This is a genomic window from Nonomuraea sp. NPDC051298, assembly GCF_055586305.1.
On sequence record NZ_JBVJIM010000005.1, the window covers coordinates 169,649 to 185,234 of the forward strand.

Here is a 15,586-nt window from a genome sequence, read left to right on the forward strand (position 1 = left end):
TCGTGCCGTCCCTCGGGGGGAGAGATGGAGTATGAGCGAGCGCCTCGGCCCGTACGAGCTTCTCTCCCGTCTCGGGTCCGGCGGATTCGGCGCGGTGCACCTGGCGCTCGACCCTGAGGGCCGCACGGTGGCGGTCAAGGTGCTGCACCCGCACGTCGCGGCCGACGGCGTGGCGCTGGCCCGGCTGGCGCGCGAGGTCGAGACCATGCGGATGGTCGGCGGGCCGCACGTGGCGGAGGTGCTGGACGCCTCGCTGGAGGGCGACAAGCCCTACCTCGTGACGCGCTACGTGCAGGGCCGCCCGCTCAGCGCCGTGCCCGTGCCCGTGTCCGACCTGCGGCGGCTGGCGTCCGGGCTGGCCGACGCGCTGCTCGCCATGCACGAGTCGGGCGTGGCGCACCGCGATCTCAAGCCCGCCAACGTGATGATGACCGAGGGCGCGCCGGTCGTCATCGACTTCGGCATCGCCAGCGCGCTCGACTCGCTCTCGGTCACGGCCTCCGGCGCGGTGGTGGGCACGCCGGGCTATCTGGCTCCCGAGGTGCTGGAGGGGCGGGCGGCGGGCATGGAGGCCGACGTGTTCTCGTTCGGCGCGACGCTGGCGTACGCGGCCACCGGGCGGCAGCCGTACGGGCAGGGGCCCGCCTCCGCGATCGCCTACCGGGTCGTGCACCATCCGCCCGACCTGGAGGGCGTGCCCGAGTGGCTGGAGCCGCTGTTACGCGAGTGCCTGGCCACCGACCCGGCCGCGCGGCCGACGGCCGACCGGATCTGCGCCAGGCTGGGCGTGGCGCCCGTCTCGCACGCACCGCGCACACCGGCTCCCGTCGTACGCCCGCGTTCGGCCGCCGACGACCTGAGCACCAGGGAGTGGCAGCCGGGCAAGAAGCGGCACGGGCGTTCGGTGGAGGAGTCCAGGGCCAGGCACCGGGAGAAGGTGCGGCGGCGCTGGCTGATCGGGTCGGGGCTGTTCGTGTCGCTGCTGGCGGCCGCCGCCAGGGAGCCGTTGCCTGAGGTGTCGTTGTTCCTGCTGGCGGCGTACGCGCTGGGCTGGGTGTCCGACGCTGGGGTGGCGCTGTTCTCGCGGGGGCCCTTCCGGCGTGGGCGCGTGATCGCCGATCTGGTCAGCGTGGCGGGGTCGGTCGGGCTCGCGTTCGGGCTGGCGGCGGTGTTCAGCCCGTTCACGCTGGCCCTGTTCGCGGGTACGGCTCTGGTGGTCGGGATCGTGTTCCTCGTGTCCGCGTGAAGCGTACCGAATAAAGTTCGGTATGGTGGAGGGCGATTGACGCGCGGATCACACTCTCGGCTGGTTTGCCGGGAAGCTACCGGCGGGTAACATAACGGCGAAACCACCGCACCCTCTGCCGGAGGTCCTGCGGGCACCTGGCAGTCTGTACAGATGGATTCGGCGCCCACGCAACGAGGCGGGGGCGCACGCGAACTACGGGAGGTCGGCCACCGGCCATGAACATCGTCGTCTGCGTGAAGCAGGTCCCCGACACGGCGACCGAGCGCAAGCTGCGGTCCGATGACAACACGCTCGACCGGGACGCCGCCGACGGCGTGGTCAACGAGCTTGACGAGTACGCGGTCGAAGAGGCGCTGAGGCTCAAGGAAGCCCATGGTGGCGAGGTCACCGTCCTCACCATGGGCCCCGCGAAGGCCGGCGAGACCATCCGCAAGGCGCTGGCCATGGGCGCCGACAAGGCCGTCCACCTCAGCGACGACGCGCTGCACGGCTCCGACGCCCTGTCCACCTCGTACGCGATGGCGCAGGTGCTCAAGAAGATCGGGTTCGACCTGGTCATCCTGGGCTCCGAGTCCACCGACGCGCGCACCGGGATGCTGGCCGCCATGCTGGCCGAGCGGCTCGGCACGCCGCAGCTCACGCTGGCCAACAAGGTCGAGGTCGACGGCGCCTCCATCAGGATCCAGCGCCTGGCCGACTACGGCTACGACCGGGTCGAGGCCACGCTGCCGGCCGTCGTCTCCGTGGTCGAGAAGATCAACGAGCCTCGTTACCCGTCGTTCAAGGGCATCATGGCGGCCAAGAAGAAGCCGGTCGAGACGCTCGCCATCGGCGACGCCTCCATCGACGCCGCCCAGGTCGGACTGGCCGCCGCCTGGTCCGAGGTCGTCGACTTCGCCCCGGCCCCGCCGCGCGAGGCCGGCACGATCGTCAAGGACGAGGGCGACGGCGGCGCGAAGGCGGCCGAGTTCCTGGCGTCCAAGAAGTTCATCTGAGAGCGAGGGCTAACTGAAATGTCGGAGATTCTCGTTCTCGTCGAGCAGGTCGAAGGCGAGGTCAAGAAGGTCACGCTCGAACTGCTGACCCTGGCCCGCACCCTCGGCACGCCCGCCGCCGTCTGGGCCGGGCCCGGCATCACGGCCGAGGCCAAGGCCCGCCTCGCCGAGTACGGCGCCGAGAAGATCTACGTCGCCGGCGCCGACGACCTCGTCGACCACGTGGTCGCGCCCAAGGCCGAACTGCTCGCCCAACTCGTCGCCGCCTCGTCGGCCGCCGCCGTCCTGGTGGCCTCGACCGCCGAGGGCAAGGAGATCGCCGGCCGCCTGGCCATCAAGATCGACTCCGGCATCATCACCGACGCCGTGGGCCTGGGCGAGGGCTTCACGGCCGACCAGTCCATCTTCGGCGGCGGCGTCAACGTGCACGCGCGGGTGCGCAAGGGCACCCCGATCATCGCCGTACGCCCCAACTCCACCGCCCCCGTGGCGGCGGCGGGCGCCGGGGCCGAGGAGGAGGTGTCCGTCACCCTGTCCGACGCCGCCAGGGCCACCCGGGTCGTCGAGCGCGTCAAGCAGGAGAAGGGCGCCCGTCCCGAGCTGACGGAGGCCGCGATCGTGGTCTCCGGCGGGCGCGGCGTGGGCTCGGCCGAGAACTTCTCGATCATCGAGGGCCTCGCCGACGCCCTGGGGGCCGCCGTGGGCGCCTCCCGCGCCGCCACCGACGCGGGCTGGTACCCGCACCAGTTCCAGGTGGGGCAGACGGGCAAGACGGTCTCGCCGCAGCTCTACATCGCGGCCGGGATCTCGGGGGCCATCCAGCACCGGGCCGGCATGCAGACGGCCAAGACGATCGTGGCCATCAACAAGGACCCGGAGGCCCCGATCTTCGAGCTGGCCGACTACGGCGTGGTCGGAGACCTGCACCAGGTCGTGCCGCAACTCACCGAGGAAGTCAGAAAGCGCAAGTAGGGCCTTCCCCGCGAAGGCGCGGCCTTCGCTCTCCGTCGTCCCGCACGCGGAGAGCCTGGCCGCGCCGCCGGGGGCACGGCCGTTCGTCACCGCCGATCCGCAGCGGGCTCTCAGGCCAGCGCCACCCGTAGGCGACCTGCCAGTTCCTCGGCCTGGGCCTGGCTCCAGGGGATCAGGCCGTTCTCGGACATGAGCGCGTAGAACTGCTGCTCCCGGTACGGCGTGCCCGGCGGGAGCGGGGCCACGTGCCAGTGCAGGTGCGCGTTGCCCTGCCGGCTGCCGAGCGAGAGCACGTACGTGCGCTCCGACGGCAGCACCGCCTCCACGGCCAGCGCCACCTTCCTGACCACGCCCATGATCGCGTGGTAGGCGTCCTCGTCGAGGTCGCGTACGACGTGCTCGATGTGCCGCTTCGGGCTGACCAGCACGTAGCCGGGCATGGTGGGGTAGCGGGCCAGGAAGGCGAGGTGCCGGTCGTCCTCGTAGACGATCTGCTCGTGGGTGTAGTCGGGGTCGCCGGCGACGACGGCGCAGATGAAGCAGGGGCGTGACTTCACCCGCGCCTCGTACGCCTCGATGTCGAAGGGCACGTTCCGCTCAAGATCCATCCATGGATGGTCTCAGGCGGCGGCTTCTGCGGGTTCTCTTTCGGGCTGGTCGTTCGGCTGGGCGGCGCGTTCGCGGGCCGGGAGCAGGCGGGCGGCGAGCGCGATCAGCACGCCCAGCACCACGCCGACCCCCAGCGCGGTACGCAGCGAGGTGGCGTCCGACAGGAAGCCGATCACCACGGGGCCGAGCAGCAGGCCCGTGTACCCCATGGCGCCCGCCTGGGCGATCGCCGGCCCAGGCGCGTCGGTCGCGGTCCCCGCCAGCGACAGCGTGAGCGGCGAGATCGTCGCCACGCCGAGCCCGACGAAGAACATCGCGACCACCGCGACCACCGCCGCCGGAGCCAGCAGCACGACCGCGAAGAACCCGGCCGTGGCCACCCCGGAGCCGGTCAGCATCCCGCGCACCCCGAACCTGACCCGCAGCCGGTCACCCGTGAGCCGGGCGACGAGCATGCCCACCTCGAAGACCGGGTAACCGAGCGCGGCCAGGGCCTCGGGCGCGCCCAGCTCGTCGCGCAGGTACAGGCCGTTCCAGTCGGCGACCGTGCCCTCGACCATGAAGGCGAAGAACATGATCGCGCCGAGCAGGTAGACGACCGGGGGCAGGCGGCGTCGCCCCGCCGACCGCGCGGCCACCGCCGGGGGCTCGGGCAGGTACGTACGGCCGAGCAGCACCATCACCGGCAGCGAGACCAGGGCGACCAGCGTCACGTTCGCGGTGAACGGCAGGCCGGCGGCGATCGCCAGGCTGCCCAGCGCGCCCGCCGAGATGGCGCCCACGCACCAGCCGGCGTGCAGGCCGTTCATCAGGGGCCGTCCGTACGCCTGCTCGACGGCCGAGCCCTGGGCGTTCATGGCGACGTCCACGGTGCCGAAGGCCATGCCGAACAGCGCCACGGCCACCAGGAGCAGGGGCAGGTCGGGGGCGAGGGCCACGCCGAGCAGGCTCAGCGCCGTCAGTGGACCGCCTGCCCGCAACACCGCCCGGCTGCCCACGCGCGCCATGACGCGGCGCATGGACTGCATCGTCACCAGCGCGCCCAGGCCCCAGACCAGCAGGACTGTCCCGACCATGGCCTCGGACAGGCCGAGTTTGTCGGTCAGGGAGGGGATGCGCACGGTCATCGTGCCCACCATCAGGCCGGCGAGGACGAAGGTGAGGACCGCCCCGTAGCGGGCACTCCTCAGGTCGCGGGTCATAAGGCCACACCTCATTCAATTTCGTTATAAGTCGGGATTTGTGGGCCAAGGCGCCGAGCCCCGTGGGGGAGGGCGAGACCGTGGCGGGTGAGGTTCTCCCCGTGCGCCGCGCCCGAGGGGGCGGTCCGGCGCACGCGGAGGCCGCGGCCCAGGTCAGGGCCGCGGCAGATCGGTGAAGGGACGGGACGGGAGAAGGGACGGCGAAGGGCCGGGCGGGGAATCGGGGCAGGGGAAGCCGGGCCAGGCCCATGAGCCGGGCGGGGGTCGGGACGGGCAGGCTCAGGAAGGGGCTGAGACGGCGAGGCTCAGAGGGCTGAGACGGGGAGGCTCAGGAGGGGCTGAGGAGTGCTCTGAGGCGGTGCTCCAGGGCCTGGAGGTCTTCCTCGGTGTTGAGCCCCGGGTCGTGGCTGGCCACGTCCCAGAGCCCCTCACACGCCAGGCGGACGATCTGCGCGGCCAGCGGGTCGGGCTCGTCGCCCAGGCCCTCGCGGTGCCAGCGGGTCATCGCCTCGCGCAGCGGCGCGAGCAGGAAGAGGTTGCCCGACGCCCCGGTGACGACGGCCCACCGTCGCAGGCGGCCCGATCGTACGGAGGCCAGCGTCGCGCCCAGGTAGCGCTCGGTGTAGGTCGCTCCGGGCTGGGCGGCCAGCAGCTCGTCGAAGTCTTCGATCAACCGCTCCACCATGCCCTTGATCAGGGCCTCTTTGGAGCCGTAGTGATAGAGCAGCCCGCCCTTGCTCACGCCCGCCCGGTCGGCCACGGCCGCCAGGGTGAGTGCGGCCGAGCCCTGGTCGCAGAGGAGATCCTCGGCGGCGTCCAGCAGCTCGTCCCTTCGCATGCAGATTACTGTACCGTCCGGACGGTACAGTTGCAAACGAGATACCCTGAACGCGTGACCATACCGTCGGCCTACCTTGATCATGCGGCTACCACCCCCATGTTGCCCGAGGCGATCGAGGCCATGACGGAGCAACTCAAACGCGTCGGCAACGCCTCCTCGCTGCACGCGGCCGGCCGTCAGGTGCGCAGGGTGGTCGAGGAGTCCCGCGAGACGATCGCCGACGCGCTCGGCGCCCGGCCCAGCGAGGTCGTCTTCACCTCGGGCGGCACCGAGGCCGACAACCTGGCGATCAAGGGCCTCTACTGGGCCCGCCGCCCGCGCCGCCGCGTCCTGATCAGCTCCGTGGAGCACCACGCCACGCTCGACCCGGCCCACTGGCTGGGCGACAGCCAGGGCGCCGAGGTCGAGCTGCTGGACGTCGACGAGCACGGCCGGGTCCACCCCGAGACCCTGCGCGCCGCCATCGAACGCGACCCAGGCGACGTGGCCATGGTCAGCGTCATGTGGGCCAACAACGAGGTCGGCACCGTCCAGCCCGTCCGCGTGCTGGCCGCGCTCGCCCACGATCACGGCATCCCGTTCCACACCGACGCGGTCCAGGCCGTCGGGCAGTTGCCCGTGTCGTTCTCCGGCTCGGGGGCCGACGCGCTCACGCTGACCGGCCACAAGATCGGCGGCCCGATGGGGGTCGGCGCGCTGCTGCTGGCCAGGGGCCTGACGCCGGTGTCCGTGCAGCACGGCGGCGGGCAGGAGCGCGACGTTCGCTCCGGCACGCTCGACGCGCCCGCCATCGCCGGGCTGGCCGCCGCCGTCAGCACCGCCGTACGCGAGCAGGAGGCGCTCGGGCTCCACCTGGCGGCGTTGCGCGACGACCTCATCCGGCGCGTCCGCCAGGCCGTGCCCGACGTGGTGCTCAACGGGCACCCCGACGACCGGTTGCCCGGCAACGCCCACTTCTCCTTCCCCGGCTGTGAGGGCGACGCGCTGCTCATGCTGCTCGACGCCAAGGGGGTGGAGTGCTCGACGGGGTCGGCCTGCTCGGCGGGGGTGGCGCAGCCGTCGCACGTGCTGCTGGCCATGGGGGCCGACGCGGCGGCAGCCCGCGGCTCCCTCCGCTTCACCCTGGGGCACACCTCGACGCGTGACGACGTCGACCGGCTGATCGAGGTGCTGCCGGCCGTCGTCGAGCGCGCCCGCCGCGCAGGGGTCGGGTAGGCCCCACGGGCTGGGCGCCGGTCAGGTGAGGAACGGGGCGGCGGCCGTCCAGGCGGGGTCGGCCGACACGTCCACCCGGGGCTTGCCCTCCTCCCAGCCCACGATCAGCTCCTTGGCGTGGATCGCCGCGTCGCTCGTCGGGTCGGCGTAGACGTGGATGACCCGGTGCCCCTCGGTGCTCATGTGCGCGGCCAGCAACGCGTCGTCGCGCAGCTTGAGCAGCCGGGTGGCCAGCCGTTCCTCGAAGTCGCGCAGCGCGGTCAGGGAGTCGCCGGCAGGCAGGCCGTTCTCGTCGCGGTGCGTGTAGGGGAGCGTGATCGCGATGTGCTGGTCGAGCATCGGATGGTCCACCGGCCGCAACGGGTAGCGCGCGGTGGCGACCAGCGGCGCGCCGCCGGCGGTCTGGCCCTCCAGCAGCACCCACTCCTCCTCGCCGAAGCCCGAGGCCACGTCGGCGACCACGGCGGGCAGGTGCGCCGCCGCCACCGCGTCGATCGGCTCGAACGCGACCGCCGTGATCTCGCCCAGCCAGCGGGCCACGTCGTCCTCGCCGAGCAGCCAGTCGAGGGCCAGCAGCGTGGCCTCCGTCCGGATGTCCTCGTCGAGATCGGCGAAGATGGGGTGGTAGGCGGCCACGTCGACCCTGGGCTGGTTGCGCGGCACGCGCAGCCCCAGCGTCAGCTTGTCGAGCGCGAACTCGAGGCCGCCCACGTCGAGCGTCAGCTCCGTCGCCCGCGGGTTGGCCTGACGCGACGGGCGGAACTCCCACAGCAGGTCGGGCGGCGGCGCCGCCTTGGCCCAGCGGTGCGCCAGCGAACGCAGCTCGGCGTCGCCCGCCGCGGTCACCACCAGGGAGTGCGCGGCCTCCTTGCCCGGGGCCACCTCCCAGACCAGCCCGGGATGGATCGCGGCCGCCGCCGGGGCCAGCAGATCCTCCAGCCCCTCCGCCTCGCCGGCGGCCACCAGCGAGTCGAGCCGCGGCCTGGTCTCCTGCCACCACGCCCAGAATCCGGCGATGGCCTCGTCAGGCCCGGTGGCCCCGTCGTCTGCGTCCTTGCGCCCGAACAGTCGCATGGCCGAATCCTTCCAGACCGAGCGCATGGTCGCGCACACCCCGCCGGACAGTACGCTGGAACGGTCATGGGACTTCGTGTGCTTGCCGCCATGTCGGGCGGCGTCGACTCCGCCGTGGCCGCCGCCCGGATCGCCGAGGCCGGTCACGACGTCACTGGTGTTCACCTCGCGCTGTCGGCCAACCCCCAATCCCACCGCACGGGGGCCAGGGGCTGCTGCACGATCGAAGACTCGCGCGACGCGCGCCGGGCCGCCGACGTGATCGGCATCCCGTTCTACATCTGGGACATGGCCGAGCGTTTCCAGCGCGACGTGGTCGAGGACTTCGTGTCCGAATACGCGGCGGGCCGCACGCCCAACCCGTGCCTGCGGTGCAACGAGAAGATCAAGTTCGCCGCGGTGCTCGATCGGGCGCTGGCGCTGGGCTTCGACGCGGTCGCCACCGGCCACCACGCCAATCTGGCCGACGGCGTGCTGTCGAGGAGCGTCGACGCGGGCAAGGACCAGTCCTACGTGCTGGGCGTGCTCACCCGCGAGCAGCTCAGCCACGCGATCTTCCCGCTGGGCGGCTCGACGAAGGCCGAGGTGCGCGAGGAGGCCGCCCGGCGTGGTCTCACCGTGGCCGACAAGCCCGACAGCCACGACATCTGCTTCATCGCCGACGGCGACACCCGCGGCTTCCTGGCCGAGCGGCTGGGCGCGGCCGAGGGGCCCATCGTCGACCAGGAGGGCGCGGTCGTGGGCAGCCACCAGGGCGCCCACGGGTTCACCGTGGGGCAGCGCAAGGGCCTGCGCATCGACCGTCCGGCGCCCGACGGCAGGCCCCGCTACGTGCTGTCCATCGAGCCGGTGTCCAACACGGTCACCGTCGGTCCGCGTACGGCGCTGGAGGTCGGCTCGATCACCTGCGGGCGTCCGGTCTGGAATGGGCCGTCCCGGTTCGACGACCTGACCGTGCAGCTCAGGGCGCACGGTGAGGTCTACGCCTGCCGGTTCGAGGAGACCCCCGACGGGCTCACGATCGAGCTGGACCGGCCCGCCACGGGTGTGGCCGCCGGTCAGGCCGCGGTGCTCTACTCCGGCGCCACCGTGATCGGCTCGGCCACCATCGTCTCGGCCCGCTGAGCCGGGCCGGGGGCGAGCGGCGCTAGTCGAGGACGGCCGACTCGCCGACCGCGAGGCGGCGCAGGTCGGAGCCCTGCTTCTCCGACTCCATGCGCAGCCAGTTGTCCACCAAGCCCAGGCCGACCTCGTTGTAGAGGCCGTCGTGGGTGGAGAACGCCCGCGCCGGACGCACCGTACGGAGATACTCCACCGTCTCCCCGAGCTTCAGCCACGGCGCGCCGGTCGGCACCAGCAGCGTCGGCACCTCCACGCCGGGCACGGTGAGCGCGTCGCCGGGGTAGAAGACCTCGTCGTCGACCAGGAAACCGATGTTCTGGACAGGCGGTATGTCGGGGTGGTTCGTGGCGTGCCACTCGCCGAACGCCTTCACCTGGAACCCGGCCGTCTCGAAGGCGTCGCCGTGGCGCACCACCTGGACCTGGCCAGGGACCTCGGCCAACTGCGCGGCGACGCCCTCGCAGGTCCAGATCTCCAGGCCGGGTGAGGCGGCCTTCAACTGGTCGACGTCCACGTGGTCGGCGTGCTCGTGGGTGATGAGCACCGCGTCGGCCCCGTCGAGCACCGGGCTCCGTACGAAAGTGCCCGGGTCGATGACCAGGACCTTGCCGTTCTTCTCCACGCGGACGCAGGCGTGATCGTATTTCGTGAGCTTCACCCGCCAGAGCCTACGCTTGTGCCCATGTCTACGTGGGAAGCCACCGGGGTCGGCTCGCATCCGGGCGAGGACCATCTTGAGGCGATCAGGGTTGTGTTCGGTGAGGTGCCCGGGTTGCCGTATCTGCCCGAGTTGCCCGCCAGGGGGGTCGGGGCCGACCTGGTGGGCCGGTCGGCGGCGCTGCTGGTCGATCTGTCCGTCGAGGTGCAGCCGTCGGGATGGCGGCTGACCGACCGGCCAGGCCGCGACCACCAGCGGGCCGTCGACCATCTGCGGCGCGACCTCGACGGGCTGGAGGAGATCGGGCACGACTACTCCGGGCCGCTGAAGGTGCAGGTCTGCGGGCCGTGGACGCTGGCGGGGGCGATCGAGTTGCGGCACGGCGACAAGATGCTCTCCGACGCGGGGGCCGTACGCGACCTGACCGCCTCGCTCGCCCAGGGTGTGGCCGAGCACTGCGCCGAGGTGCGGCGGCGGCTGCCGGGGGTGACCGAGATCGTGTTGCAGCTCGACGAGCCGGGGCTGCCAGGGGTGCTGGCGGGCACGGTGCCGACGGCGTCGGGGTTCGGGCGGCTGGCGGCGGTCGAGGAGTGGCGGGTGGAGGAGTCGATGGGGCTCTTCGACCGTCCCGTGGTGCACTGCTGCGCCCCGGGGGTGCCGTTCGGACTGCTGCGCCGGGCGGGGGTGCGCGGGGTGTCGCTGGACGCGGCGCTGCTGCGGCGGGCGCACGAGGACGCGCTGGGGGAGTCGTTCGAGGCCGGGATGGCGCTGTTCCTGGGGGTCGTGCCGGGCACCGACACCCGGCTCGCCGATCCGGGAGTGGTGGCCAAGCCCGCGCTGGAGCTGTGGCGACGGCTGGGGTTCGCGGCAGAACGGCTGGCGGAGCAGGTCGTGCTGACCCCGTCGTGCGGTCTGGCGGGGGCCTCGCCCGCGTACGCGCGGGTGGCGCTGGCCGCCTGCCGCAAGGCGGCCCAGGTGCTCAGGGACGATCCCGCGAACGGTCGGCCGGGCGGCTGAACGTGGCTTCACGCGGGCTCGGCGGTAGCGTTTGCTCAGGTCGTACGGGGTCGTAGGCCGTACGGGGTCGTAGGGAAGGAGAGGCTGCGTGAGTGAGTCAGGCACCGAGGTCGGGGGCGTGCCGGTAACCGCGCTCAAGCGGCACGCCGAGCTGAGCGAGCTGGTCGAGGAGGCCCGCTGGCGCTACTACGTGCTCGACCAGCCGACGGTGAGCGACGCCCGGTTCGACGAGTGGTTCAAGGAGCTGCTCGCGCTGGAGGAGGCGCATCCGACGCTCCAGACGCCCGATTCGCCCACCCAGAAGGTGGGCGCGCCGGTGTCGGGAGACTTCGCGAAGGTCCGGCACCTCAACCGGATGGAGAGCCTCGACAACGCCTTCAGCGCCGAGGAGATGGCCGCCTGGCAGGTCAGGGCCGAGCGGCTGGCCGAGGGCGACCCCGGCCCCTACCTGTGCGAGCTGAAGATCGACGGCCTGGCCATCGCGCTGGTCTACCGCGACGGCAGGCTCGAACGCGCCGCCACCCGCGGCGACGGGCTCACCGGCGACGACGTGACGGACAACGTACGCACGATCAAGGGCGTCCCCCACCGGCTCACGGGCCACGACGTGCCGAGCCTGGTCGAGGTGCGCGGCGAGGTCTACATCCCGGTCGCCGACTTCAAGCGGCTCAACGAGCAGCTCGTCGAGCAGGGCAAGCCGCCGTTCGCCAACCCGCGCAACTCCGCGGCGGGGACGCTGCGGCAGAAGGACCCGCGCGTCACGGCCCAGCGTCCGCTGCGGATGCTGGTGCACGGCATCGGCCTGTGGGAGGGGGCGCCAGAGCCGAGCGCGCAGTCCGACGTCTACGACCGGCTGCGCGAGTTCGGGCTGCCCGTCAGTGACCTCTACAAGGTGCTGCCGGGGCTCGGCGAGATCAACGAGTTCATCGAGCACTACCGCGAGCACCGGCACGACCCGGCCTACGAGATCGACGGGGTCGTGGTGAAGGTCGACGACTTCCGCACCCAGCGGGAGCTGGGCTCGACGTCCCGGGCGCCGCGGTGGGCGATCGCGTACAAGTATCCGCCGGAAGAGGTCAACACCAAGCTGCTCGACATCCAGGTGGGGGTGGGGCGCACCGGGCGGGTCACGCCGTTCGGGGTGATGGAGCCGGTCGTGGTGGCGGGCTCGACGGTCGAGCGCGCCACCCTGCACAACGCCGCCATCGTGGTCAAGAAGGGCGTGCTCATCGGTGACACCGTGGTGCTGCGCAAGGCGGGCGAGGTCATCCCCGAGATCGTCGGGCCCGTCACGGCGCTGCGCGACGGGTCCGAGCGGGAGTTCGTCATGCCGACGCACTGCCCCGAGTGCGGCACGGAGCTGGCGTACGAGAAGGAGGGCGACGCCGACCTGCGCTGCCCCAACGCCCGCGGTTGCCCCGCCCAGATCCGCGAGCGCGTCTACTTCGCGGCCGGGCGGCGCGCGTTCGACATAGACGGGCTCGGCTACGTCGCCGCCACCGCGCTCACCCAGCCGCTGCCGCCGCAGCAGCCGGTGGTGCGTACCGAGGCCGACCTGTTCGACCTGACGCTGGAGCAGCTCGTCCCCATCAGGTCGGTGGTCCGCGACGCGGAATCCGGCCTGCCCAAGATCGACCCGAAGACCGGCGAGCAGAAGGTCGTCACCTTCTTCTCCAATCTCAACGGCGAGCCCAGCCAGAACGCGCTGCGCCTCATGGACGAACTGCCGCGCGCGAAGCAGTCCTCGCTCGCGCAGGTGCTGGTGGCCCTGTCGATCCGGCACATCGGCCCGCCCACCGCCCGCGCGCTGGCCGACGCCATGCGCTCGATCGACGCCGTCATGAACGCCTCGGAGGAGGAGCTGGCCGAGGTCGAGGGCATCGGGCCCAGGGTGGCGGCCACGATCAGGGAGTGGTTCGAGGTCGACTGGCACCGGGAGATCGTCGAACGCTGGCGCGCGGCCGGGGTCCGGATGGAGGACGAGCCCGCTCCCGAGAAGGGCCCGCAGCTCCTGGACGGGCTGACGTTCGTGGTGACGGGCACGCTGGAGGGCTACACGCGTGACTCGGCCGCCGACGCCCTGACCAGCAGGGGCGGGAAGGTGTCGGGGTCGGTGTCCAAGAAGACGTCGTTCCTGATCGCGGGGGAGAACGCGGGGTCGAAGTACGACAAGGCGGTGGCCGCGGGAGTGCCGATCCTCGACGGGGCCGGTTTCGAGGTCCTGCTCGGCGAGGGGCCGGAGGCGGCAGCGGCGGCGGCGGTCACCCCGGAGGTGTAGTCCGGTCGCCCGGAGGGGCCTGCTGTCCGGTCAGGGGCGGAGGCTCCGGGCCGCAGCGTGCTCGGTTTGCTACTGAGGGTGCTTTTTGGGTATATGTCGGAAAGGAGAAGTGACGGAACGTACGCGCTTGGTTTCGCGAAGTGGGGTGAAGGTCGTACCCTCCCATAGTGACCTAATGGGGGTTCTGTTACCGATGACTGACCCAACCGACACCCGCGACACCGGACCACGCGTCGGCACGCCGCTGTGGGGATACCTCGCGGGCATCACCGTGATCGGCTTCACCGCCCTGCTGGTGGCCATGCTCAGGCTGGATCCCGCCGGTCTGGTGGAGCTGGCCCGCGCGCCCCTGTTCTGGGTGCTGGCGGTGCTGGTGATCCTGGGCGAACTCAGGCCCGTGATGGTGTCCTCGGCGACGATCGTGGGCGGCACCTATCCGTCCACCATGTTCACCTTCGCCGTGCTGATGCACTTCGGCCTGCCCGTGGCGGTGCTCATGCAGGCCGTCGCCGTCACCATCAACGGCGTGGTGACGCGCAGGTCGTGGCATCGGGTCATGTTCAACATCGCGCAGTCCACCCTCGCGCTGACCGCGGCGGCCGTGGTGCTCGGGACGTTCGGGATCGCGCCGAGCCCGGCCGTGCCGTGGGTGCCCACGGGAGGCGACCTGCCGGCGATCGTGCTGGCCGGGGTCGCGTACTTCGTGAGCAGGGCGGCCCTGGTGACCGGCGCGGTGGCGCTGCACGAGCGGCGCTCGATCGTCCGCGTGCTCAAGGTCACCGTGGGCCCCCAGGGCCTCGTGTACGTCGGGCTGCTCGGCCTGGCCCCGCTGGTCGTCGTGGTCATGAGCCATTCGCCGGGACTCGTGCCCCTCTTCGTCGCCCCGCTGGCCGCCGTCTACTTCACCGCCACGCTGTCCATGCGCCGCGACCACCAGGCGCTGCACGACGAGCTGACCGGCCTGCCCAACCGCAAGATGCTCATCGTCAGCACCGAGGAGGCCCTGGCCGAGGTCCGCCAGGACGAACGGGTCGGCCTGTTCCTGCTCGACCTCGACCGGTTCAAGGAGGTCAACGACACGATGGGCCACCCGGTGGGCGACCGGCTGCTGCAACTGGTCGCGCACCGGCTCACCCACTCCGTACGGCCGGGCGACGTCGTGGCCAGGCTCGGCGGCGACGAGTTCGCGGTGCTGCTGCCCTCGATCAGGGACGCCCACGCGGCCAGGGAGGTGGCGGCCCGGCTGCGGGCGGCGCTCACCGAGCCGGTACGCCTGGAGGGCATGACCTTCGACCTCGACGGATCCGTCGGCATCGCCCTCTACCCCGACCACGCGCCCGACTTCGAGCTGCTGCTGCAACGGGCCGACGTGGCCATGTACCTGGCCAAGGAGGGGCGCACGGGCGTCGAGCTCTACCAGCCCGACAAAGACCGCAACTCCCCCGAACGCCTCACCCTCCTCGGCGACCTGCGCCGCGCCATCGACAACCGGGAGCTGCGCCTGCACTACCAGCCCAAGGTGGGGCTGGGCGGCGGCGACGTCCAGGGGGTGGAGGCGCTGCTGCGCTGGCGGCACCCGGTGCACGGGCAGCTCCCGCCGTCGGAGTTCGTGCCGCTGGCCGAGCAGTCGTACCTGATGCGCCAGCTCACGGCGTACGTGGTCGAGGAGGCCCTGGAGCAGGCCGCCGCCTGGTGGCACACGGGGCTGCGGGTGCAGATCTCGGTCAACATCTCCGCCCGCGACCTGCTCGGCTCCGCCCTGCCCGAGCAACTGGAGGTCGGCCTGGCCAGGTACGGCCTGCCACCGGCGGCCATCCAGCTCGAGGTCACGGAACGCATCCTGACCGGCGACCAGGCCTACACCCAGGACACCATCAAGGCCCTGGCCGCGCTCGGCGTCCCGCTGGCGCTCGACGACTTCGGCACCGGATACTCCTCGCTGATCCGGCTCCAGCGGCTGGCGGTGTCGGAGGTCAAGATCGACGCCTCCTTCGTACGCCGGATCGCCGAGTCGGAGGACGACTACCGGATCGTCCGCTCGATCGTCGACCTCGTCCGCTCGCTGGGGCTGAGGTCGGTGGCGGAGGGAGTGGAGTCGGACGAGGTGGCGATGCGGCTGGCGGAGCTGGGGTGCGACGTGGGGCAGGGCTGGCTGTTCGGCGAGCCGATGCCGGCCGACGAGGCGGCGGTCTGGCTGCGCGACCGGCCCGGCGCGGCGGTGCGGTACGGCTACCAGCCCGAGGTCAGCAGCTCCGCCTGAGGAGGGCTCACGTCTCGCGGATGTTGCGGGGTAGTTAAGGGTTCGGGCCTGCTAGGTCAAGCCCCCTAGGATGGCAGTGTCCAAAGACTCCATC

The 15,586-nt window shown here is 72.0% G+C and carries 13 protein-coding genes; 8 read left to right on the forward strand and 5 right to left on the reverse strand.

Going from position 1 to position 15,586, the window contains the following annotated elements; genetic code table 11:
- Positions 1-31 precede the first annotated feature (31 nt).
- The 3 genes from ACZ6S0_RS17750 (at position 32) to ACZ6S0_RS17760 (ending at position 3,216) form a co-directional block, all read left to right on the forward strand.
- A complete protein-coding gene (locus ACZ6S0_RS17750; RefSeq protein WP_465918375.1) occupies positions 32-1,246 on the forward strand; it encodes a serine/threonine-protein kinase in 1,215 nt (404 codons plus the stop codon).
- 218 nt (positions 1,247-1,464) lie between these two features.
- Complete coding sequence (locus ACZ6S0_RS17755; RefSeq protein ID WP_465918377.1) at positions 1,465-2,244, forward strand: electron transfer flavoprotein subunit beta/FixA family protein; 780 nt, start codon at positions 1,465-1,467, stop codon at positions 2,242-2,244.
- A gap of 18 nt (positions 2,245-2,262) precedes the next feature.
- Positions 2,263-3,216 carry an electron transfer flavoprotein subunit alpha/FixB family protein gene (locus ACZ6S0_RS17760; RefSeq protein ID WP_465918380.1) on the forward strand — a complete coding sequence of 318 codons (954 nt, stop codon included), beginning with the start codon at positions 2,263-2,265 and terminating at the stop codon, positions 3,214-3,216.
- A gap of 110 nt (positions 3,217-3,326) precedes the next feature.
- On the opposite strand, the gene ACZ6S0_RS17765 is transcribed toward ACZ6S0_RS17760, so the two are convergent.
- The 3 genes from ACZ6S0_RS17765 to ACZ6S0_RS17775 form a co-directional block, all read right to left on the reverse strand.
- Positions 3,327-3,824 carry an HIT family protein gene (locus ACZ6S0_RS17765; protein WP_465918384.1) on the reverse strand — a complete coding sequence of 166 codons (498 nt, stop codon included), beginning with the start codon at positions 3,822-3,824 and terminating at the stop codon, positions 3,327-3,329.
- Between the two features lie 12 nt (positions 3,825-3,836).
- The gene (locus tag ACZ6S0_RS17770) at positions 3,837-5,027 is read right to left on the reverse strand and encodes an MFS transporter (RefSeq protein WP_465918388.1); all 1,191 of its coding nucleotides are present in this window, start codon (positions 5,025-5,027) and stop codon (positions 3,837-3,839) included.
- Positions 5,028-5,355: 328 nt separating this feature from the next.
- Positions 5,356-5,865, reverse strand: a complete 510-nt coding sequence (locus ACZ6S0_RS17775) for a TetR/AcrR family transcriptional regulator (protein ID WP_465918391.1) — start codon at positions 5,863-5,865, stop codon at positions 5,356-5,358.
- Positions 5,866-5,925: 60 nt separating this feature from the next.
- Between ACZ6S0_RS17775 and ACZ6S0_RS17780 the strand changes: the two genes are divergently transcribed.
- Positions 5,926-7,083, forward strand: coding sequence for a cysteine desulfurase family protein (locus ACZ6S0_RS17780; protein ID WP_465919290.1), 1,158 nt, complete (start codon positions 5,926-5,928; stop codon positions 7,081-7,083).
- A gap of 21 nt (positions 7,084-7,104) precedes the next feature.
- On the opposite strand, the gene ACZ6S0_RS17785 is transcribed toward ACZ6S0_RS17780, so the two are convergent.
- Positions 7,105-8,157, reverse strand: a complete 1,053-nt coding sequence (locus ACZ6S0_RS17785; protein ID WP_465918395.1) for a DUF695 domain-containing protein — start codon at positions 8,155-8,157, stop codon at positions 7,105-7,107.
- Between the two features lie 66 nt (positions 8,158-8,223).
- Here ACZ6S0_RS17785 and mnmA point away from each other — a divergent pair, with 66 nt between their 5' ends.
- A complete protein-coding gene (gene mnmA, locus ACZ6S0_RS17790) occupies positions 8,224-9,282 on the forward strand; it encodes a tRNA 2-thiouridine(34) synthase MnmA (RefSeq protein ID WP_465918399.1) in 1,059 nt (352 codons plus the stop codon).
- 22 nt (positions 9,283-9,304) lie between these two features.
- On the opposite strand, the gene ACZ6S0_RS17795 is transcribed toward mnmA, so the two are convergent.
- On the reverse strand, positions 9,305-9,937 hold the full coding sequence (locus ACZ6S0_RS17795; RefSeq protein ID WP_465918403.1) for an MBL fold metallo-hydrolase: 633 nt from the start codon (positions 9,935-9,937) through the stop codon (positions 9,305-9,307).
- A 24-nt stretch (positions 9,938-9,961) separates the two neighbouring features.
- Between ACZ6S0_RS17795 and ACZ6S0_RS17800 the strand changes: the two genes are divergently transcribed.
- The 3 genes from ACZ6S0_RS17800 (at position 9,962) to ACZ6S0_RS17810 (ending at position 15,492) form a co-directional block, all read left to right on the forward strand.
- Complete coding sequence (locus ACZ6S0_RS17800; RefSeq protein WP_465918406.1) at positions 9,962-10,954, forward strand: methionine synthase; 993 nt, start codon at positions 9,962-9,964, stop codon at positions 10,952-10,954.
- A gap of 88 nt (positions 10,955-11,042) precedes the next feature.
- Complete coding sequence (gene ligA / locus ACZ6S0_RS17805; protein ID WP_465918408.1) at positions 11,043-13,232, forward strand: NAD-dependent DNA ligase LigA; 2,190 nt, start codon at positions 11,043-11,045, stop codon at positions 13,230-13,232.
- Between the two features lie 193 nt (positions 13,233-13,425).
- Positions 13,426-15,492: a putative bifunctional diguanylate cyclase/phosphodiesterase gene (locus ACZ6S0_RS17810; protein WP_465918411.1), complete on the forward strand. Its 2,067-nt coding sequence runs from the start codon at positions 13,426-13,428 to the stop codon at positions 15,490-15,492.
- Positions 15,493-15,586: the final 94 nt, after the last annotated feature.